We start from the raw sequence: 20,898 nt of genomic DNA on the forward strand, positions 1-20,898 counted from the left end.
GTGTTGTAGCGGTTGAAATCGGACTAAGAAGTATGGGCGGGTAGTACAATATTATAGGGGCAGGCGGTCCGGGTTTGTAAAGCGTGGGACTGTGAAGCGTGTGTGAAGTTTTTAAGATTCACGGCGTCCTGTGCTTTGTTTAACGACTTACGCACTGCACGGAAAGTTATTTTGCCGGACGCAGCTCAAATTCCGCGGGGATGCGTTCCAGAACACCGCTCCCAAAGACCGGGTAAAGTTGCAGTTCGTCCATGTGTACATAGCCGATGTGACAGCCACAGGTCTGGTTTGAACAGGGGCGATCAACGAGTGTGTCTGCAAAGCCGGGTTCATAAATGTTTCCCAGTGGCTGTTTGATGAAGTGGCAGCGATAGATGTCGCCGGCCCCGTCGACCGAAATCACACTGGAGCCGCATCGGCAGCTGCGTCCGAGGCTCGCATGATATTGGGTGTTGAGCTGAAACAGCGGGTCGATGGCCGTGAAGCGGTCCAGTAGCTCGCCGCAATAATCCACGCCGGAACTTTTGGCAGCGTTGACCCAGAGATAGATATTGTCGGGAAGTTCTGCTCGTAGCCGTTCGATCTCGGGCAGATCATCGGGGAGCCCGACTGCACCGACGCTGTGTGCGACACCGAGCTCGGTCAGTCTGCGTGACTGTGAGAGAAAGCGGGACCGCGTTGTCTGCGAGGGGTGAAAGGTACACCAGAGTGCGAGCCGTGAGACGTTGGCATTTTCAATCCATTGTAGATCGTATGAGAGATTGGTCTGGGCGGCGACTTTCTCAATCTGGGGGAGGTGGGTCAGTTCACAGATGGCTGATTGATACCAGCGACGGGTGAGCGCTTCTCCCCAGGGGGTGAAGAACAGGGAGAGCGAATCTTCGTGGCGGCCTTTGACCCAGTCCACCAGGCGTTCGAGGGCGAGTCGGTCGGTTTTCAGTTCCGCGGCGGTTTCGTGGCGCTTGGCGAAAGGGCAGTAATGACAGTCATAGTTACAACTGGAGAGAGGGCCGCGATAGAGGATGCTGAGTTTCAGTGACATTGAAACGTCTCCATACGCTGCAGGACCTGTTCCGAGTAGAGCCAGGGGCCGATGGTGTCTGATCGTTCGAGACCGGCGGGGGTGAGAATGATCGTATCCGCGGTGATTCGTGCGAGCCCATATTCTTCCAGTTCCCGCAGATCGGGGAAATGGTTGAGGACATCTCCGCCGAAGGTCCGGGAGTAGAAGTCGCGGGAGAGGCCAGTCGTCTGCAGAAGCGACATGATCAGAAACCGGCGCTGCTGTTCCTCCCGATCCAGTTCCACTCCATAGTGGGCCGAGGCGAAGGACTCCGGTTCCTGTTCGAGATAATGTGCGATGATGGCCGCCACACCACTGCGGCCGACCGCGTATTCGCTGGAGTAGTGAATGCGGCTGGTATAGGAGCGGGCGCCGCAGCCCAGGCCGATCATGCCATCGGTCTGACAGCAGTACTGCGTGTCGTGAGGCTGGATCGCGTCTGTCCGACGGAACATGCGGAGAGAGTGTTGCGTGTAGCCCCGTTCGAACAGGAAGTCCCGACCGGCGCGATAGAGTGTCAGGCGATGGTCGTCCCACTGTTGTGGTTTGCGTCCCAGGCCGGTGAGCGGGCGGACATACAGGGGATAGAGATAGAGTTCTTCCGGCTGGAAGGCGAGTGCCTGCTGAAGCGAGTCTCGAAAACTGTCGACCGTCTGTCCGTCGGCACCGTAGATCAGGTCGAGGTTCAGTGTGGGAATGCCGACATTGCGAACCAGTTCCAGCGCCTCAACAATTTCACGTCGTTTCTGCGGACGACCGATGCTGAGGGCCTCCTGTTCGTCAAACGACTGGATGCCGAGAGAGAGGCGGTCGATTCCCTGATCGTGGATCAATGCTACTTTCTCTGCTGTTAATGTCGCGGGGGAAGCTTCGAGGCTGCAGGGGAACTGTGCCGGGCTGGTATTCAGTTCTCTCTGGAGAATGTCAAACAGCTGTGCGAGTTCATCTGGTTCAAGGTAAGTGGGAGTGCCGCCCCCGATCGCGAGCTGAGAAAAATGGAAGTCGGGCAGTTGATCGCGAACCTGCCGGGCCTCGATGCGGAGTTGCTGCAGATATTGAGCTGCGAGATCGTCCTCGGGATTCGAGAGGGTAAACAGGTTGCAGAAACCGCAGCGGTATTCGCAGAAAGGAAGATGTAGATACAGTGATAAATCTGTGCGGTCTTCCGGTTCCCAGATCTGCCGGAGGGGCAGCGGTCGCGCGAACGGGCGATAAGCGGACTTGTGCGGATAGGCGTAGCTGTAGGCGAGGTAGGGCGTTTCCGCGAGCAGTGTTTGCAGATGGCTCATGCCGGACCTCCGGTCTGGGTGAGCAGGCATTCGAGATAGGGGACATCCCAGACCAGTGGATGTGCGAGTCGGTGTCCCTGGTAGCCGTCTTCGCCGAAGGTGGTGCCATGGTCGGAACAGATGATACAGAGTAGTGGGGCCCGCTGTTGCAGGGCTGTGATCAGGGGGCTGAGTTGAGCGTCGGCATAGGCGAGGGCTGCGATCTGGGTGTCAACGGAATCCGCAAGTGCACCTTCTTTAAAAATACAACTGGGCTGATGCGTGGCTGAAACGTTGAGAAACAGAAAGAGACGTTGTTCAGCCGGAAGCTGCTGGAGTCGTTCGAGAGTGAAATCGACCTGGTGCCGGGTGGAGTGCCGGTCGGTCACCCCGAAGGACGGATACCAGTGGCTTTCCTGGAACAGTCCGGGCAGGGCATTGCCCAGCGGACTCTGTTTATTGAAGAAGCCGACGCCGCCGATACAGAGCGTGTGGTAACCCTGTGCTGCGAGTCCGGTAACGATGTTGTCTGAAGAAAAGACACAGGTCTCTGGGGCGATGGTTTCACTGCCGGGAAATTCGAGGGCGAACAGTCGTGGATGTTTGCCCGGTGTCACGGGATTCGGGAGGAACCCGGCGAAAAAGGCCTGGTGAGCGGCATAGGTGAAGTTACCAGGTGAATGTCTGCGTTCCCAGCCGGTCTCGGGGAGCAGACGGGCCAGGTTGGGGGTCAGTCCCTGCTGCAGCGCACGGGTTGCGACATCGAAGCGGAGCGAATCGAGGGTCAGCAACAGGATGTCGTGTGTGCCCAGGCAGGCGCGTGCATCAATCATGGTACCAGGCATTGTAGCGAATCGAGTGAAGAAATCTGGCAGTGCGGCTCGGGGAATTCCCCGGGGAATGTGCGGTCCAGTTGTATCCAGCAGGTGTGCATACCGATCTGCCGGGCGCCGTAGATGTCCTGATGTGGATGATCGCCGACGAACAGGGCCTGCTGGGGAGTGACTCCCAGTGTCGACAACGCCTGTGCAAAGATGGCTCGATCCGGTTTGGCTGCGCCCGTTTCTTCAGAGATCCAGATGTGATCAATCAGTTGATCGATGCCGGCGGCTTCGATTTTCGCGCGCTGGAGTTCTGCGGAACCGTTGGTGATGACGGCCAGCGCGTAGTGCGGTTGCAGTCGTTGCAGGAGTTCCAGGCAGAGCGGATCGGGTTCGATCATCCGGGGCAGTTTCTCCCGGAAATCTGACCAGAGTTCAGCTGGAGTCCAGTCAGGAAAACAGGTCGTGGCGGCCCAGTCAAAGAATGCGGCGCGGTCTTCATAGCCCAGTCGGTCGCGGGCCAGGATGGTTAACAGCGTGAGTTCGAATTCATCTTCGGGCAGGGGCGGGGACGCATCCTGCAGGAGCTGTGTGAAATAGCGACGCACCGCTGTACTGCGATCGAGGAGCGTATTATCGAGGTCAAACAGGATGGCTTTGATATCTGCATTGGGGAGCATGGGATTCCGCGAAGGCCGCCTTTGTGTGATTGAGAATGATGATCCCTGGGCCCCGTCATGCCGAGGTGAAGACCCTGTGAATTTCCAGTTGCAGAGGATTGCATTATTGAACTGTTCTATTGTATAAGTGTTTGAGAAGATGTCAATTCGTCACCAGCCGTACTATGAGGAGCTTTCAATGACCATCGATTCTCATGTGGATGAATTCGGGGGCTTGCCTGTCAGGGAATTCGATCCGGAAACGGGTATTCAGGATGCATCGGGCGTGGCCTATCGACTCACGCTGGGATACGAGCGGGAACAGCAGGGGATGAAATTTTCCGATCTGCTGGAGAAGTATCTGAGTCATCCTCAGATCGGCAATGTCACTGCACTGGTGATCGGCTGCTGGGATGGTGCCTACGAAGGATCCGGGGCAGAGACCGTCGTCGATCAGCTGCTGGATTCCAGTGATCTGCTGACCGGATTGCGGCATCTGTTTTTTGGTGACATCACATTTGAAGAAAGCGAAATCTCCTGGATCGGCCAGGCCGATCTGTCACCGCTGCTCAGATCGTTTCCCCAGCTGGAGGAGTTACGCATTCGGGGAGCGAACGACCTCAGCCTGGGCCGGGTGAATCACGAGCATTTGAAAACACTGATTATCGAAGCGGGGGGACTGGGAGCGGATGTCGTTCAGGAAGTGACTGCAGCCGTTCTCCCGGAACTGGAACATCTGGAGCTGTGGCTGGGGACGGACGAGTATGGTGGAGATGCCAGCATTGCCGACGTGGAGCCGTTGTTGACCGGCGCCCTGTTTCCCAAATTGAAGTATCTGGGACTGCGGAACAGCATTTTCTCGGATGAGATTGCCAAGGCGATCGCAGCGGCACCGATTCTAAACCAGGTGGAGGTGGTCGATCTGTCACTGGGGACCCTGAGCGATGAGGGAGCCCAGGCCCTGCTGGACTGCAATCGGTTGAATCAGTTGAAAAAGCTGGATCTGCATTTTCATTATCTGAGCGATGAGATGTGCAAAAAGCTGAGTGAGTTGGAGATTGAAGTCGATGTTGACGATCAGCAGGAGCCGGATGAGTACGATGGCGAAATGGAACGTTACTGTGCGGTCTCTGAATAAGGGATTGTGAACCAGTTCGATGTCTTCTCAGTTCGTCATTATTGGTAACCCGGAGAATCGAAGGGTCCACCTGTTTCAACAGGCCCTGGAATCACAGGGGCAACCCGCGGCCCGTGTCGTTTCGTATGAACGACTGCTGCAAGACGTAGATTGTCTCCGGGATATCATTCGACCGGGCGACATTGTGCGGATCGAGTCTCCCGGAGAAAACTTCGCCGTCGAAAAAGGACTGCTGGCCCGAGGTGTGGCTGCCGCCGAAGTGGAAGGACACCCCTTTTTGTCTTTGCATCAGATCGAGAGGCTGGAGTACGACCACGGTTTGATTCTGCATCCGCGACAGTGGTACATGGGCTATTGCAGCCTGCTGATTCAAATCGGTAAGTGTCTGTCGGGGATAGCATCCATCAGACTGTTGAATCCGCCGGCTGATATTCGGGAGCTGTTTGATAAACGGGCCTGTCATGCCCGGTGCAGGGAGGCGGGGTGCGCGGTTCCCGAGGCGTTTCCGGAAATTCATTCGTTCGATGAACTGCTAACCATCATGCAACAGCGGAATGAGCGTCGTGTTTTTCTCAAGCTGGCGCATGCTTCTTCCGCATCGGGTGTGGTGGCGTTGCATCAAAATTCCCGCCGGATCGAAGCGATCACCTCTACGGAGCTGGTGAATCAGGACGGGCAGACGCGACTCTATAATTCCCTGAAGGTCAGACGGTACACCGATCTGAACGTAATTCGCACACTGATCGATGAACTGTGCCGGGAAGGAGTGCATGTGGAGCGGTGGATGCCCAAAGCGGCGCTCAGTCATGGCAGGACGTTTGATCTCCGTGTGGTGGTGATCACTGGTCAGGCTCGGCACACTGTGGTGCGGGAGAGTCGGAGCCCGCTGACGAATCTGCACCTGGGGAACCGGCGAGGCGATGGTGAGCGGCTGCAGGAGCTTCTCGGTCCCGAGCGGTGGCGTGCGTTGATGGAAGTCTGTGAGCAGGCAGCGGGTGTTTATCCGGAGAGTTTCCAGGTGGGCGTTGATCTGCTGCTGACCCCCGGATTTCGCCAGGCACTGATTTTGGAGCTGAATGCGTTCGGGGATCTGCTGCCCGGGATCCTGTGGGAAGGGGAGGAGACGTATCAGAGTGAGATCAATTCTCTGGTGACGGACTATGCGGGTCGTAAGGGTTAACCCTCGCCACGAGGGATGCGGGTGAGTGTACATGATTTCCCATGTGCCTGATTATTGTGCAAATTTCGGGAATGGTATATGTTTTGCATTATTAAGTTATTCAGTAATCACATAGAATCTTCGATGAATGACTTACTTGAATCAGGATACAACGATGACTCCTCGGGAAGTGCTCGCCCTCTGTCGTGAACGGGAAATTCAGGCCATTGACCTGCGGTTTATGGATTTCCCCGGGACACAAAAACATTTTACGATTCCTGCTAAGATCTTAGTAGAAAAGAGCTTCGAAGACGGTTTCGGCTTTGATGGCTCTTCGATGCGGGGCTGGAAAGCGATTAACGAAAGCGACATGCTGGTTGTTCCGCAGCCGGATACCGCCTTTGTCGATCCCTTCATGCCTAATACGCTGGTGATGACCTGTAACATCCAGGACCCGATCACGCGCGAGGATTATGCCAAAGATCCGCGCAATGTTGCCCGAAAAGCAGAAAGCTACATGCGGTCCACAAAAATCGCGGATGTAGCCAATTTTGGCCCCGAAGCGGAGTTCTTCATCTTCGATGATGTCCGTTTTGACCAGAATGAGCACGAATGCTATTACCATGTGGACAGTATCGAAGGGCAGTGGAACCGGGGTAAGGCGGGCAGTGGTCCCAACGCCGGTTATAAGATTCGACACAAAGAGGGTTACTTTCCGGTACCTCCGGCTGACACATTGCAGGAAGCCCGTACCGAAATGATGCTGGCGCTGATGGATTGCGGCGTCGATGTGGAGGCCCAGCACCACGAAGTGGCGACCGGCGGTCAGTGCGAAATTGACATGAAATACGCACCGCTGTTGAAGACGGCGGACAACCTGCTGCGGTACAAATATATTGTGAAGAACGTGGCGGCCAAGTATGGCAAATCCGCGACGTTCATGCCGAAACCGTTGTGGAACGACAACGGCTCGGGTCTGCATCTGCATATGTCACTCTGGAAAGAGGGCAAGCCTTTGTTTGCGGGGTCCCGTTACGGGGGGCTCAGCGAACTGGGGATGTATGCGATGGGCGGAATTCTCAAACATGCTCCTGCGTTGTTTGCGTTCTGCTGCCCTACAACGAACAGCTACAAACGTCTGATTTCCGGGTTTGAAGCACCGATCAATCTGACTTACAGTTACCGTAACCGATCGGCGGCAATCCGGATTCCGGTCCACAGTCCGCATCCGGAAAACAAGCGGTTTGAATTCCGCTGCCCCGATTCGTCTTCGAATCCGTACCTGGCGATGTCGGCAGTACTGATGGCGATGCTGGACGGGATTCAGAACAAGATCGATCCAGGGCATCCGCTGGAAAAAGACATCTATGATCTGAAACCCGATGAACTGGCCGAACTGCCGGGAGTTCCGGTTTCGCTGGAAGAGTCGTTGCAGGCTTTACGCGACGACCACAAGTTCCTGCTGGTGGGTGATGTCTTCACTGAAGACGTGATCGATACCTGGATCTGGTATAAGACCAGCCACGAAGTGGCCGCTCTGCGTGAGCGTCCTCATCCCTTTGAATTCGCGATGTATTACGACATTTGATCGCGGGCCTGTCGGAAGCGATAATTCTACGGGAAGCAGTCCGCGATATTGATGACATTTCCAGTAGTGATTACAGGGACGTTGTTGTTGTTCGTCGAGAGGTTCGGCAGATCTTCGATTTTGATAACCCCCCCGAAGTTGGTGCTGAATTCAAACAGATGATACGCGGTGTTGTTTAAGATCTCCATACAGAGTTCGGAGCCGGAATCTTCAGAGTAGATCAGCAGGTCTTCGGCGGTATTCGCACTGTTGGTGAAGTTGTTCTGATTGATGCGCATCCGGGCTGCTGCTCCAGATTTTACGTCGGCGCGCAGATTGTACTGGTTGGGGCCGAAGGTGTTGTCCGTGAGGAAAATGTCGTGGCTGGTGCCCAGACCGATGTCGGCGATGAAGCCATAGGCGAAGACTTCTGAATCACCGGGATCCGAGATCAGGTTCTGGCTGACGTTGGTAGTAGTGGCTCCTGCGGTCTGCAGTTCGAGCCAGATCGCCCTGCCGAGTGTCGCGTGGTCGTTGGTGACGATTTTATTGTCGATGATGTCCGTCGTCGCAGAACCGTTCAGATGACTGACCTGGATGCCATTAAAGATGCCAGAGCCCGTGAGGGGACCGTCGTCATTAAAGATGGTATTGCCTGAGATGGTGGTGTGCGCGGTACCGGACGAGTTGCCCTGATACTTGATGCCTCCTGCGAGAGAGAAGTCGAAGCCGGTAATAAGATTGTCGCGGATGCGGGTGGTAATATCGCCGGCGTTGGCGGTGATATTGATGCCGTAGTCGGAGCCCTGGACTTCGCTGGTGATCGTGTTGCGATCGATGTCGATCTGGGCGTCGTCATTGACGGAGATGGAAATGGCGTCGCCGAAGACGGCCGGTCCTGCATCGCTGGCCAGGCTTCTGAGGGTGTTATCCGCGATGACGATCTGGCCGGAACTGGTGACGATTTCAATCATGTCGTCATCGATAGCTTGCAGCGTGTTGTTGCGGATGAAGATGTCGCGTGCGTTTTTCAGGAAGATGCCGTTATTGGCATCGTTGGTGATTGTGTTGTGGGTAATTGTGATCTGCTGCGCACCGTCGGCCCTGATGGAGGGGCTTTCGTCAATTGTGACAATCCGGAAGCCGGAGAGCAGGGTGCGATCATTCATGGTAAAGCTGCCGTTGATCTGCGGGAAGAGTCCGGTGTTGGAACCGGGCAGCAACTGCTGACCAAACTGGGTGTTGATGAACTGGGCGGGGCCTGAAGACATCACCTGTGTACCGGGGGCGAGAGTGAAGTCGCCGGTTTCGGAAGTGCCGCGATGATCGAAGACGATCAGATCACCTGCCTGGGTGCGTGTGTCGTTAAACGCTTTGGTGAGTGTTTCGTAGGGATCTTCAAAAGAGCCATTGCTGTTACCTCCCGCGGCGACGTGCATGAAGTAGTAGGGATTGCCGGTTGCGGGATTACGAATGAGTGTATTGCTGGCGCTGGCGTGTTCCTGATTGTCGACGACGATGGCGCGAAGTCGTTCGGGGCTTTCGCCGAGACGATCCCGGGCGGTGAGGTCCATACGGGGACCGTTTTTGAGTCCGGTGATGCTGGGCCACTGGAAGGAGACGGAGAAGTTGACGGTGGTATCAAAGACGCGGTCGTTCTGGACGCTGAGGTTGAGGGCGACCTGGTCGTTGATGCGGCTTTCGAGGCGGGATTTCCAGCCCCAGGCCTGTTGACTGCCTTGCGCCTGAAAGTGGTACCAGCCGGCGAAGGCACGGACGTCGGTATTGAAACCGGTGAGAACTCTGCGACCGGCTTCCATGTCGACGCCGGTCATCGCGGCCTGGTAAAAGCGGGTGAGCGTTCCCCCGTAGAGGTAGTGGCCGGAGAAATAGTAGTTGCCTGTACCAGAGAGACTGGAGCCCCACTGCTTCCGCCGAGTGCCTGTGGGGACATACCAGTTGAGGCGGCCTTCCCAGAAATCGCCGATGAGTTCGGCACCACCTGAGACCTGGCTGAAGTTCGCGTAGCCGGCGTTCCGTGTATCGTAGTAGAGGTACGCACCGATGGTGTGTTCCCATTCGGGAAGATAGCGGCGGGCACCAAAGCCCACATTGGAGCCGAGGTTCGTGCTGTCGGAGTCGATCAGAAGTCGGGCGTCGAGGAAGAACAGGGAGTTGCTGTCTTCACCTTCGAAAAGGGGGAGGAAGCCGTCGAAGGAAGAGAGGCCGCCGATGCGGCCGATGGTATCACCGGCCTGATAGCGATAGCCGAAATGAGGATGGTAGCGTCCAAACCAGCCGGCATCCCCAAAGAGTTCCGCGACGTCCGCCTGGACGTTTTCTGACTGCGGCGCAGGAGCGGTCTCCTGTGTGCTTGCCAGTAAGGTTAGTGGTAAGCAGAAGAATGTGAATAATCCCAGCCAGGCCCGCGTCATGGAATCTATCCCGTAGATGCTCTCGTCTAAATCAAAACCGTTGAAGTTTTTTTCGACGAGAGACTACAGGGGCTTCAATCAGGATACGTTAAATGTATACGGTTCATGACAGTTGTTCTGGTTGGTTAAGCTGGGGGCAATGGGCGGCGGCTGAGCGTTGTGACATATCAGTGCTGGTACAATTGTGAATGCCTTTCAGCAGGGAATCAGTCTTGCATGCAGCCGAAGTTTCAGCAGGAATTGCCGGTTGTTATGGGGCATTCTGCACATTTCCGATGGTCGTGATTGAGGCGCCGTTATTATTGATCTGCAGGTTCGGCAGATCCTCAACAAGTATCTCTCCCCCCAGTACGGCTTCGAAGTACAGAGATGTATCGGTGTTGTTCCCCGTTACATCCAACAGAAGCGAATTCGATCCAAACGAGGTGAAGACATCAAGTCCTCGTCCGCCAATCCCGGCGCTGCCGTTGAGGATGTTGTCGTGGATCTGGACGTTGGCAGAAGCGCCAGATATTGTGTCCGCCACGATCTCGATGCCGTCATCAAAGACTCCCCCGTATTGAGCAATCTTGTTTTTATTTATGAAGAGAGTGTTGTTTGTACCCCGATCAATGTCCACGGCAATCCCGTCGGTAAACAAGGCCAAATTATTGTCATCAGAGATAATGTTCTCTGTGATATAAGAAGTCGTGGTCCCTGTTGTATTCAGGTTGAGATAGATGCTGGTTCCAAACAGATTTCCGACATCGTCTGAGTCGATCGTGTTCTGCGAGATCGTCGTCGTGGCAGAACCATCATCGTAAATCACGTTGATCGCATTTCCAAAGGCCCCCGCGGTATTGTTGATTGTGTTGTTGGAAATGTTGGTGGTCATCACCCCATTCGCAGTACCGTGGAATGTGATGGCATCGCCGAAGGCGCCAATTGTGTTGGTGATGGTGTTACCGGTAATCGTGGTGTCTACGACGCCGGTTGAGTTACTGGTAAAATCAATCCCATTTCCGAAGGCGTCCACGAAACTGGTAATCTGGTTGTCTCTGATGCGTGTCGTCACATCCCCGGAACTGGCTGTGACTTCAATTCCCGAACCGGCAAGCGCAATCACACTGGTAATGGTATTGTTGTCGATGTCAACGTTCGCATTTCCATTGAGGGTGACGTCTATACCGGTACTAAAGGCAGTTACAATACTTCTGATTGTGTTGCCGCTGATGGTACCGTTTCCACTACCACTCACCGAGATGCCATCAGAGTCGGCATTGTTGATCGTATTGGAAGAGAAATTGAAGTTGTTGACATTCACCCCGTTGATACCGTATGTACTGGGTGAATTGATCGTGGTGTTTTTGATGGTGATATTATTCGAGTTGACGATTTGGACGCCTGAGAACCCACTGTTATTGAATGTCCCGCCGTTGAGTGTGACGCTCCCGCTTACATTATTGATATCCAGCGGTGCCAGAGTGGTGTTGCTGGTGTTCAACTCGGCGATTGTGATATTCGCTGAGCTGTCGTCGATATCCACGGCTGTCGATCCATTGGTGGTTGTGATTTGACCGAACTCAATTGTTCCGCCAGAATTCGCAATTACGACCGCATTACCGTTGGTATTCGTAATGGAGCTGTTGGTAAAGGTCACATCAGCCGCGTTTTGGCTGCCCGTAATTGATACGCCCAGCCCATCCGTTTTTGTGAGGGGGGTTTGGTCGAATGTGGCGGGGCCTGTTAAATTTGTCAGACTGATAGCCGTACCAGCTCCGTTATGATTGATCGTATTGTTCGAGACCATCAGGTTCCCCACGCCATTGGCAATAATCGAAGAACCAGCACCAGTGGTGGTGATATCAAACCCGGACAGCACGCTGCGGTTATTCAGAGTGAAGCTACCCGTGATGTCCGGGTTAATACCGGTACCGGAGTCGGGCAACTGGAGCGATCCGAACTGGGAGTTGATGAACTGTGCGGGTCCTTCGGAGAGGACCTGTGTATTGTCAGCCAGGACGAAGTTACCGGTTTCCGAACCGTCGCGGTGGTCGTAGACGATCAGGTCGCCAGCTTGAGTCCGTGGATCAGCGAAGGCAGCGGCGAGGGTGGCGTAGGGATCTTCGTAGGAACCGTCGCTGTTACCACCGGTGGCGACGTGCATAAAGTAGTACGGGTTGCCGGTGGATGGATTGATAATCAGGCCGCCGTTAGGATCCTGGACTTCCTGGTTGTCGACGACGATGGCACGAAGCCGTTCGGGGCTTTCACCGAGACGATCCCAGGCTTTGAGATCGGAGCGGGGGCCGTTACGGAGTCCGGTGATGCTGGGCCACTGAATGCCGACGGAAAAGTTGACCGTGGTATCGAAGACGCGGTCATTCTGCACGCTGAGGTTCAGCGAAACCTTATCCGAAATGCGGCTTTCCACGCGTGATTTCCAGCCCCAGGCCTGGGGGCTTCCGGAAGCCTGGAAATGGTACCAGCCCGCGTAGGCGCGGAGGTCCATGTAGTCATTCGTGTAGAATTTGGCACCCGCTTCCATGTCGAGGCCTTTCATCGCGGCCTGGTAGTAACGGGTGAATGTGCCACCATACAGATAGTGGCCGATGAACTGGTAGCTCCCACCGTTGTTGACGTGCGTGGTTGCGTACTGCTTGCGGGTGGTGCCGGTGGGGACGTACCAGTTGAGGCGGGCGTCCCAGATATCACCCAGGGTTTCAATACCGCCGGAAACCTGATCGAAGTTGGCGTAGCCGGCGTCGCGGGTGTCATGGTAGATATAGCCCCCGATGGTTCGCTGATATTCGGGCAGATACTGACGGGCACCCAGACCCACGTTGGAGCCGAGGTTGTGATTGTCGTCACCCAGGAGCAGGCGGGCGTCGATGAACATCAGCCAGTCACTGTCATCGCCTTCCAGTACGGGGAAGAAGGCATCGAAGGAGGAAAGTCCACCGATGCGACCGATGGTGTCTCCAGCCTGGTAACGGTAGCCGACATGCGGGCGATAGCGGCCGAACCAGGCAGAGTCGCCAAACAGTTCGCTGACATCGCCACCGACCTGGCCTCCTTCGAAGCCGGGGTCTGCTGGTTCGGGATCGAAGGTATCTGCAGAGAGTGGGCTGGCGGTGGCACACAGGGCTAACAGCAGGGCGAAGCACAGTCGTTTCATGGATTCCATTCCAGAGAGAGTACGGTGGTTATCTGGAATATTCGTCTCTCAGTACTTTCGATCTGAACGGTAAAATCCTGCAGACTATCAGAAGTGGATACTGTGTGTTGTACAGATCGGCTCAGTCAACGCTGGTAAAAGATGACGGTTGGCGAGATGGTATGCCGGCTATTAAATCAGTGGGAGACTGTGTAGTATGCAAAGAGAGCCTGGATTATGGCAGGAGCCAGTCGGTTGTGTTCTGGTAGGATCCGAGTCCCAGCAGGAGCACGATTGCGTTGCTGTTATTGGATGAGAGATTGCTGATGTCTTCAATCTTCGTGGTAGCTCCCAGGCCGCTGAGGAAGTTGAGCGTGGTCAGCAGGCTGGTGTCATTCCCGTCGACCTGCAGGCTGATGGTGTTCGCATTCGCGACGCTGACATTGAGCCCGAAGTTGAGCAGGCCGTAAATCTGGTTGTCGTTGACCTGCACATGGGCCACATTGCTGACGCCGCTGTTGCCCATGCGGATCTGAATTCCGTCATCCAGAATGTCGGTGGAACCGCCGAGCTCATTATTTGTGACATGCACGATGGTATCGTTGGTGCCCCGGTCGATGTCGACAAAGATCCCGTCATTGAGCAGGCCTGCAAGGGCGTCATCGGAGACGATGTTCTGATTGATGAAGGTTTCGGTGGCTCCGGTGGTATTCAGATTCAGATAGATGCCGCCATTCATCAGGTTGAGCAGGTCGTCGGAATCGATGGTGTTGGAGACGATACTGGTCGTGGCGGAGCCGGCGTTATAGCGGACGTCGATGGCGTCCCCAAAGATTCCCAGCGTATTTTCGACCGTGTTACCGCTGATAGTCAGGTTTGTGGTACCAGTGGAATTTCCGGTGAAATGAATCGCATCGCCGAAGCCGTTGGCAACGCTGGTGATCTGGTTGCCGCGAATGTTAATCGTGGAATTGCCTGCGCCTGTGGTGACATCAATCCCGTTGCTGCCGATCGTGAGTATGCTGGAGATAATGTTGTTGTCGATGTCGAGGCTCGCATCACCGGAAGTTGAAACTTCAATCGCGTTGTCGAAGGCACTGAGCAGGCTGCGAATGGTGTTACCGCTGATGCTGCTGGTGCCGGTGAGATTCTGCACATAGATCCCGTCCAGACTGACGTCGATAATTGTATTGCCGTTGAGATTCAGGCCGTTCACGTTCTGGGCATAGATCCCGTAAGTGGTCGGGGTCTGCATTGTCACACCCTGGATGGTGACATTGGAAGAGTCGGTGATCTGTGCGCCTGCAGTTCCGATGCTGGTGAAAGTTCCTCCGTTGAGTGTGAAGCTGCCGGTCTGATTGTTGATGACCAGTGGGCTGGTGGAGGCGTTATCGCTGTTGAGTTCTGCAATGGTGATGTCTGCATCACCGCCGTTGATATTTGCTGAAACAGCTCCGTTCGTGGTCGTGATTGTTCCCAGTTGAATGGAACCGCCGGCATTCTGGATATCGATTCCTTCTCCGTCGGTGTTGGTGATGTCACTGCCGGTGAATGTGATATCCGCATTACCGCCGGAAATCGAAACAGCGAGACCGTCGTCCTTGATGATGGGGGTTTGATCGAAGGTGACGGTGCCGCTGGAATTGGTCAGACTGACGGAGGTGCCTGCACCTGCATGATTGATGGAACTGCTGGCCACCAGCAGATTGCTGGTTCCCGTTGCAGTAATTGAAGTACCCGTCGGATTGGACGCAGGCGTGTTGATGGTCAGGTTGCGGAGCGTGATCTCGGTGGAATCGGTGAGCTGCACCCCGGCAACGCCACTGTTGGCGATCGTACTCTGTTTGACTTCCAGGCTGCCGGTCAGCTGATTGACGGCCAGGGCGCTGTTCGAGGCATTGGTACTGTTGAGTTCGTCAATGGTGATGTGCGCCGTGCTGTTGTCGATATTCACCGCAGTCGTTCCGCCGGTTGCGGTGATCGAACCGAGCTGAATGGTGCCGCTGGAGTTCAGAATATCAACGGCATTTGCGCCGGTGCCTGTGATGGTACTGTCCGTGAAGGTGACATCGGCGCTGGTGTTGTGGATGGAGATCGCTGTCCCGCTGGTTGCGGTGATGGGGCTTTGATTGAAGGTGACAGGTCCCGTCAGTCCGTTCAGATAAACGGCACTGCCTGCGTAGGAACTGTTGATTGTGTTCTGAGAGATCAGCACATTGCCCACGCCATTGGCGGTGATAGCAGGGCCACTGCCGTTGATCAGATTAAAGCCGGTGACTTCGGTATTGTGATGCATGGTGAAGCTGCCGTTGATCTGGGGAATCAGCCCCGAACCCGAATCGGGAATCTGCAGCTGTCCGAACTGGGAGTTGATGTACTGTGCAGGTCCGGTCGAAAGGACGCGTGTATTCTGAGCGAGCACAAAGTCGCCAGCCTCGGAGGCATCGCGATGGTCATAGACGATCAGATCGCCCTGTTGTGTCCGTGGATCGGCGAAGGCCTTGGCGAGTGTTGCGTAAGGATCTTCGTAGGAGCCATCACTGTTGCCGCCGGTCGCGACGTGCGTGAAGTAGTAGGGATTCCCGGTAGCAGGATTGATGACCGGAGTTCCGTTGGGATCTTCCACACTCCGGTTCTGTACGACAATGCTGCGGAGACGTTCGGGGGTTTCCCCGAGTCGATCGCGGGCGACCAGACCGGCGGCGGGTCCGTCTCTCAGACCACTCAGGCTGGGCCACTGGACGGAGACAGCGAAGTTGACCGTGGTCTGGAAAATGTCATCGTGCTGTACACTGAGGTTGAGAGCCACGAGGTCCGAGATGCGGGTTTCGACGCGTGATTTCCAGCCCCAGGCCGCATCGCTGTTCTGTGCCTGAAAGAAGTAGCAGCCTCCAAAGGCACGCAGGTCCGTCTTGTAGCCTGTGAAGACGCGAACGCCGGTCTCCAGGTCGGCCCCCAGTAATGCATTCTGATAGTACCGGGTGATCGCTCCGGTGTAGAGTTGATGATTGACGAACCGGAAGGTACTTCCGGGAACCAGTTCTTCGCCCCACTGAGACTGCGTCTGTCCGGTGGGGACATACCAGTTGACCCGCGTTTCAAACAGGTCGTCCAGGATTTCAAAACCGCCGGAAATCTGCTGGAACGAAGCCAGGCCGGTGTCGCGGGTGTCGTGATAAACGTAAGCACCGAGGGTCTGATTCCAGCCGGGCAGGTAGCGACGGGCACCGACGCCGAGATTCGAGCCGAGGTTATTGTTCTGATCGTCGAGCAGCAGTTGCGCGTCGACGAAAATCAGCCAGTCACTGTTGCAGTCTTCCAGTACGGGAAAGAACAGGTCGAACGAGGAGAGTCCCCCGGTACGGCCGATGGTATCACCCAGCTCATGCCGGTAGCCGAAGTGGGGATGAAAGCGACCGAACCAGGCGTGCTTGCCGAACAGTTCTGCGACGTCGGCGTTGTAGCTTTCGTCAGTGGCATCATAGCTGACGCGGCCCGGACTCTCCTCGTAACCGAGGTGATACGGATCGAAGGCAGCGGATGCCGGGGGGGGACTGGCAATCAGCAGAACGGTGATGGCAAGGTAGTGGCGGAGCATGTCGACTTTTCTGAAACGGAATCCCTTCACAGCTTCGAGTCTTCATGCCTGATTGTCGTCGCGCGTTTGTAGTGCGCTGCAAAGTTATGATATTAAGGAGGGATCTACCACAGCATCGGATGGGCGAAATTCGCGTCAGTCAAGATAGGGATAAGAGACAAAGGGATACTGTGCGAGTGTTATCCCTCATTCAAAAAGGAATGAGGGATAGGCCTGTGTGCGTGAGGAGGTTTTTCCGTGAAAACCAGTGGGAAAGGTCTGTTTTAGAGGGGGAAATCACTGCAGCGGGTCTACGGGGATTGGCCTCAGGTTCTGTTGAAGTGGGCCGCAAGACGGGCGGATTTCCGTCGCGTACATAGACGGAAATCCGCTGTGACTTATGCCTGGCGTTGTTTGAAACTCCACCACTTTCGCTGTGGAATCAGGCCGATACCGATGACGGCCAGCTGCGAGAGCATGAACAGGCCGAGTGCCAGCAGTACGCCTTCGGTGAATCCGTAGGAGTGCAGACCGACGCCCAGCTCATTAACGCCGAACCAGGACCAGCTGGTAACGATGTTCCCGCCGATCGAGAGGATGGCCATACCCCGATCTTTGACCATGCCACCCCAGCGGGCGTGCAGGACGAGGGCATTCCAGAGCACGATAATCAGTGCGCCGTTTTCCTTCGGATCCCAGCCCCAGAAACGGCCCCAGGAATCGTCGGCCCAGAGACCGCCGAGTACGGTACCGAAGAAGCTGAGGATGATGGCAAAGCAGAGTACGCCATACAGCATGCGAATGATTTCTTTACCTGCATCGGCTGTCATGCGGGGCGTTAAGGTTCCCCAGAGGATATAGAACAGTCCCAGGAGACCAGCCACAAAAGTCGCAGCGTAACCGAGGGTGATGCAGACCACGTGAGTGGCGAGCCAGAACTGGGTATCCAGCACGGCCTGCAGGACGGCCATGGTATCGCCATCACCAGCGAGCATGTGTGCGATCAGCAGTGTTGAGAAGCCGGCGACTGAGGCCAGCAGGTTTCCAATGCCCATGTGATTGATGCGTTCAATCACGATCCCCGCCAGCACCGCACCCCAGCCGATAAAGACGGCAGAGGAGTAGAGGTTGGTCACCGGGGGACGGCCCGAAATATAGATGCGGGCGATCAGCGCGAACGTGTGTACGACGAATGTGAGCACGATCAGCCAGAAGGCGGCACTGCCCAGTGGTCGCTGCAGGAACAGGAAGGAGAGACAGACCAGCACAAACGCGAACAGATACAGCACGGCGGCATAGTAACAGGGTTCGAAGTGATTGTAGAATGCTTCGAAGTCGATCTTATTCAGGCTGGTATGTGGCAGATCGGCACGGTTCCGATTCAGCCAGCTCTGGTAGTCCTGGACCTGTTTGTTGAAATCGGCGACATTATCGCGTGAATAAGCGACAAGAATTCCCGTCCAGGCCTGGGTGGCTTCGTTTTCTTTTTCGTTATTGACGCTGAGGCCCAGCAGATCACGCAGCCAGGAAGCGGAATAGGTCTGCCACTGATCATCGGTAGCGGTTTCCGGTTTCTGGTCATCCTTGTCTTCCAGGAGCTTGGGAGGAATCGCCAGCGGTGGATTCCGTTGTGCCAGCATTTCGTGTCGCCGGAAGGCTTCCATCACATCCTGACGTGCATTCTCCGGGCGAATCTGTGGCGGATTAAAGGACTGCATGAGCAGATCGACAATGCCGATTTTCTTTTCCAGTTCCAGGACGCGTGACTGGAAGAGACTTGCCTGGCCTTTCCCCGCCTTGCGGGCGAGTTCAGCCTGCCGGGTCAACTCGGGAAGTTTTTCGATGAAGTCCTCAAACGAATAACGAAACCCTTCACGGCGTTTGAGACCCAGCACGGTGAGCAGTTCCGGGTTTTCAATACGGAAGACTCGGTGCTTATATGCAGCTTCCGGGTTGGCGATGGTATCGAGGAACCATTTGATGGCGGGCTGCGTTTTCCCGTCTGAGTCTTTGAAGGTCTGCTTGCCTGAGACAATCCGCAGACTGTTACGAGCCAGTGTGTCGATGGGTTTGGCGCGTCCCTGGTAGAGGACGGGCAGTTCGCCGAACTTGTAGAGATTCATCTGATTGGCGTCGGGTTTCCGCACAACGGCTTTGCCCATCAGGTAGCCGCCAAAGATGATGAAGATGGTAATCGGAATCAGATATTTCTGGAGTTGTTCGCTGCGCAGTTTGCGCTGGAGTGCGGGAGTCATTTCTCCCGACTTGTCCACGGCGAACTCTTCAATCGCTTTAGGTTCGGTGCGCTGTTTTTCGCGGCGGCCGAGATAGCGGAGCAGGGTGATCATGAAGTGATAGAACATGCCAACCACAACGATCATGCAGGAGACATACGGAATCATCCAGCCCATGTTAGTGACGACGGAGAGGGTAGTCGTCTCTTCGCCCGTACGGGGATCCTGGTGATAACCACTCTGGTAGAATGTTTCACCACTGTACCGCAGCGGGTTATTCATCCAGATATGCACATCGCGGTCGACGTTGCGTTCGTTGTCGACGAGGCGGATATCGGAAGAATAGTTCTGCACCGTGCTGGTGCCGGCGTAATCATCCTTGCGGACATCGATCAGTTTGACGGTGTAGTCTTTGTAGTAGCGTTTGAACCGCAGGAAGAGCTCGTAGGGAGTGCCATCAACGACAACCTGTTCGCCGAAGTCCCGCAACGAGAGATCTAGGCTGACCAGGAAGACCCCCAGAGACTCTTTGCTCTTTTTGTCGATGATTTTGATGTAAGCTGCCGGGATGTCGACTCCGCCTCCCATGTCGGTACCGGCGGTATTCCGTGCTGGCAGGGCGATCCATTCTTTTCCGACGCCGGTCGTAGCGGGGTTTTCGGCCGCTTTTTTCTCTTCAGCGGTCAGCGATGAAATCTTGCGGAGCGACGAGTTCTGGTAGTAGTGGATCAGTTCGTAATCGAAGGGGAGTGCGGGATCTGAGACGACGCCTTCGCGATTTTTGAGCAGGATTGACTTGGGGATGACGGTGACGCGATCTTTCTGGGGATCGGTTTTGTCGATGATGGCCAGTTCGATCTCGCGGATATCCTGGACGAAGTTGGTTGTCTGACCTTCGGAGACGGTCATCTGTGTTTCCACAGCCATGGTGCCCACGATGAGCTCGCTGAGCATCATCAGGCCCACACCGGCGTGCAGGAGCACGACCCCGGCCCGTTTCTTAAAGAGTGGAATACAACCGGCGAGCAGTACGACACCGACGAAGGTTGCTTTAATCAACTGCCAGAGAATCCGCATGGAGGAATCGCTGAAGCGGGCGGCATCCCCTTTGGAGATAAACCAGGCGGTCAGGAATCCCAGCATGATCGCGCCGCCGATGGCGAGACCACGTTCGACTTTGCGATGTTTGGGGAGCAGGAAGAACAAAGCCAGACCGCCGATAGCAGACAAAGCGAGGCCTGCTTCGAAGAGCCACCAGAGGACCTGCCAGCTCATGACCGAATATTCCTGGAACCCGTCTTTATTCGAACCGCCGGCGATGACCAGCCAGGTAAGGAGCAGGCCGATGCCGATAATGCTCCAGCCAATTGTGCGTTCTTTACCCTTGCCCTGCACCTTGAAACGAATCAGGTGGGCCGCCAACAGGTTGACGCCCATCATGAAACCGATCAGCCAGCCTCCCGGAAAGTAGAAGAAACCAGGAACGCTGTCCGGTTTGATGCCGGGGAAGAAGGAAGGGGGGAAGAAGATTTTGAAATCGATGCGGGCGATGGCGGTGCGGAAGTATTCGTCGATCACAACCCAGATATCTTTTTCGACCTGGGCCAGGGTTCCGGCCAGGATGATAAAGATGGCCATCGCGAACAGGGCCACTGTGATTTTCAGTGAGGCCAGAGGCGTCAGGAAGTTCAGAAAATGCTTATTGAAATTCGCGGAACCAGAGCCGGACTCGGGCGAGGCAGTTTCGTAAGATGTTTCCGGGAGGGTATTCGTTGACATACGGATTTCCTGAGGGTCAGACTCAAAAACTAAAATGGATTGTGTGATCAGGCCGGGGCCGG

The 20,898-nt window shown here is 55.5% G+C and carries 11 protein-coding genes; 3 read left to right on the top strand and 8 right to left on the bottom strand.

The window, feature by feature from the left end; translation table 11 throughout:
• Positions 1-166 precede the first annotated feature (166 nt).
• From HG66A1_RS02710 to HG66A1_RS02725, 4 genes are read right to left on the bottom strand one after another with little or no spacing between them, the layout of a single operon-like run.
• Positions 167-1,042 (bottom strand): STM4011 family radical SAM protein, encoded by an 876-nt coding sequence (locus tag HG66A1_RS02710; protein WP_197996952.1) that lies wholly within the window; start codon positions 1,040-1,042, stop codon positions 167-169.
• Positions 1,033-2,352, bottom strand: a complete 1,320-nt coding sequence (locus tag HG66A1_RS02715; protein WP_145180604.1) for an STM4012 family radical SAM protein — start codon at positions 2,350-2,352, stop codon at positions 1,033-1,035. Before HG66A1_RS02715 ends, HG66A1_RS02710 begins: the two co-directional genes overlap by 10 nt.
• The gene (locus HG66A1_RS02720; protein ID WP_145193665.1) at positions 2,349-3,164 is read right to left on the bottom strand and encodes an STM4013/SEN3800 family hydrolase; all 816 of its coding nucleotides are present in this window, start codon (positions 3,162-3,164) and stop codon (positions 2,349-2,351) included. Before HG66A1_RS02720 ends, HG66A1_RS02715 begins: the two co-directional genes overlap by 4 nt.
• Positions 3,161-3,832: an HAD family hydrolase gene (locus tag HG66A1_RS02725; protein WP_145180606.1), complete on the bottom strand. Its 672-nt coding sequence runs from the start codon at positions 3,830-3,832 to the stop codon at positions 3,161-3,163. The genes HG66A1_RS02720 and HG66A1_RS02725 overlap by 4 nt, the downstream gene beginning before the upstream one ends.
• A 178-nt stretch (positions 3,833-4,010) precedes the next feature.
• Between HG66A1_RS02725 and HG66A1_RS02730 the strand changes: the two genes are divergently transcribed.
• The 3 genes from HG66A1_RS02730 to glnA all read left to right on the top strand — a co-directional run bounded on the left by HG66A1_RS02730 (position 4,011) and on the right by glnA (position 7,696).
• Positions 4,011-4,949: an STM4015 family protein gene (locus HG66A1_RS02730; protein WP_145180608.1), complete on the top strand. Its 939-nt coding sequence runs from the start codon at positions 4,011-4,013 to the stop codon at positions 4,947-4,949.
• Positions 4,950-4,968: 19 nt separating this feature from the next.
• Complete coding sequence (locus HG66A1_RS02735; protein WP_145180610.1) at positions 4,969-6,129, top strand: STM4014 family protein; 1,161 nt, start codon at positions 4,969-4,971, stop codon at positions 6,127-6,129.
• 154 nt (positions 6,130-6,283) lie between these two features.
• Entirely contained in the window at positions 6,284-7,696 is a 1,413-nt protein-coding gene (gene glnA, locus HG66A1_RS02740; RefSeq protein ID WP_145180613.1) for a type I glutamate--ammonia ligase, read from the top strand.
• Positions 7,697-7,722: 26 nt separating this feature from the next.
• Here glnA and HG66A1_RS02745 read toward each other — a convergent pair whose 3' ends face one another.
• The 4 genes from HG66A1_RS02745 to ccsA all read right to left on the bottom strand — a co-directional run bounded on the left by HG66A1_RS02745 (position 7,723) and on the right by ccsA (position 20,836).
• Positions 7,723-10,110 (bottom strand): right-handed parallel beta-helix repeat-containing protein, encoded by a 2,388-nt coding sequence (locus HG66A1_RS02745; RefSeq protein WP_145180616.1) that lies wholly within the window; start codon positions 10,108-10,110, stop codon positions 7,723-7,725.
• Positions 10,111-10,360: 250 nt separating this feature from the next.
• Positions 10,361-13,267, bottom strand: coding sequence for a beta strand repeat-containing protein (locus HG66A1_RS02750; RefSeq protein ID WP_197996953.1), 2,907 nt, complete (start codon positions 13,265-13,267; stop codon positions 10,361-10,363).
• Between the two features lie 214 nt (positions 13,268-13,481).
• Positions 13,482-16,844: a right-handed parallel beta-helix repeat-containing protein gene (locus HG66A1_RS02755; RefSeq protein ID WP_145180621.1), complete on the bottom strand. Its 3,363-nt coding sequence runs from the start codon at positions 16,842-16,844 to the stop codon at positions 13,482-13,484.
• Positions 16,845-17,221: 377 nt separating this feature from the next.
• Complete coding sequence (gene ccsA / locus HG66A1_RS32715; protein ID WP_145180623.1) at positions 17,222-20,836, bottom strand: cytochrome c biogenesis protein; 3,615 nt, start codon at positions 20,834-20,836, stop codon at positions 17,222-17,224.
• Positions 20,837-20,898 lie beyond the last annotated feature (62 nt).

Origin of the sequence: Gimesia chilikensis (assembly GCF_007744075.1) — a bacterium.
Taxonomy (GTDB): domain Bacteria; phylum Planctomycetota; class Planctomycetia; order Planctomycetales; family Planctomycetaceae; genus Gimesia; species Gimesia chilikensis_A.

Coding starts and splice junctions, on each gene's coding strand:
- HG66A1_RS02710 (WP_197996952.1), bottom strand. CDS start 1,042: ATGTCACTGAAACTCAGCATCCTCTATCGCGGCCCTCTCTCCAGTTGT.
- HG66A1_RS02715 (WP_145180604.1), bottom strand. CDS start 2,352: ATGAGCCATCTGCAAACACTGCTCGCGGAAACGCCCTACCTCGCCTAC.
- HG66A1_RS02720 (WP_145193665.1), bottom strand. CDS start 3,164: ATGATTGATGCACGCGCCTGCCTGGGCACACACGACATCCTGTTGCTG.
- HG66A1_RS02725 (WP_145180606.1), bottom strand. CDS start 3,832: ATGCTCCCCAATGCAGATATCAAAGCCATCCTGTTTGACCTCGATAAT.
- HG66A1_RS02730 (WP_145180608.1), top strand. CDS start 4,011: ATGACCATCGATTCTCATGTGGATGAATTCGGGGGCTTGCCTGTCAGG.
- HG66A1_RS02735 (WP_145180610.1), top strand. CDS start 4,969: ATGTCTTCTCAGTTCGTCATTATTGGTAACCCGGAGAATCGAAGGGTC.
- glnA (WP_145180613.1), top strand. CDS start 6,284: ATGACTCCTCGGGAAGTGCTCGCCCTCTGTCGTGAACGGGAAATTCAG.
- HG66A1_RS02745 (WP_145180616.1), bottom strand. CDS start 10,110: ATGACGCGGGCCTGGCTGGGATTATTCACATTCTTCTGCTTACCACTA.
- HG66A1_RS02750 (WP_197996953.1), bottom strand. CDS start 13,267: ATGAAACGACTGTGCTTCGCCCTGCTGTTAGCCCTGTGTGCCACCGCC.
- HG66A1_RS02755 (WP_145180621.1), bottom strand. CDS start 16,844: ATGCTCCGCCACTACCTTGCCATCACCGTTCTGCTGATTGCCAGTCCC.
- ccsA (WP_145180623.1), bottom strand. CDS start 20,836: ATGTCAACGAATACCCTCCCGGAAACATCTTACGAAACTGCCTCGCCC.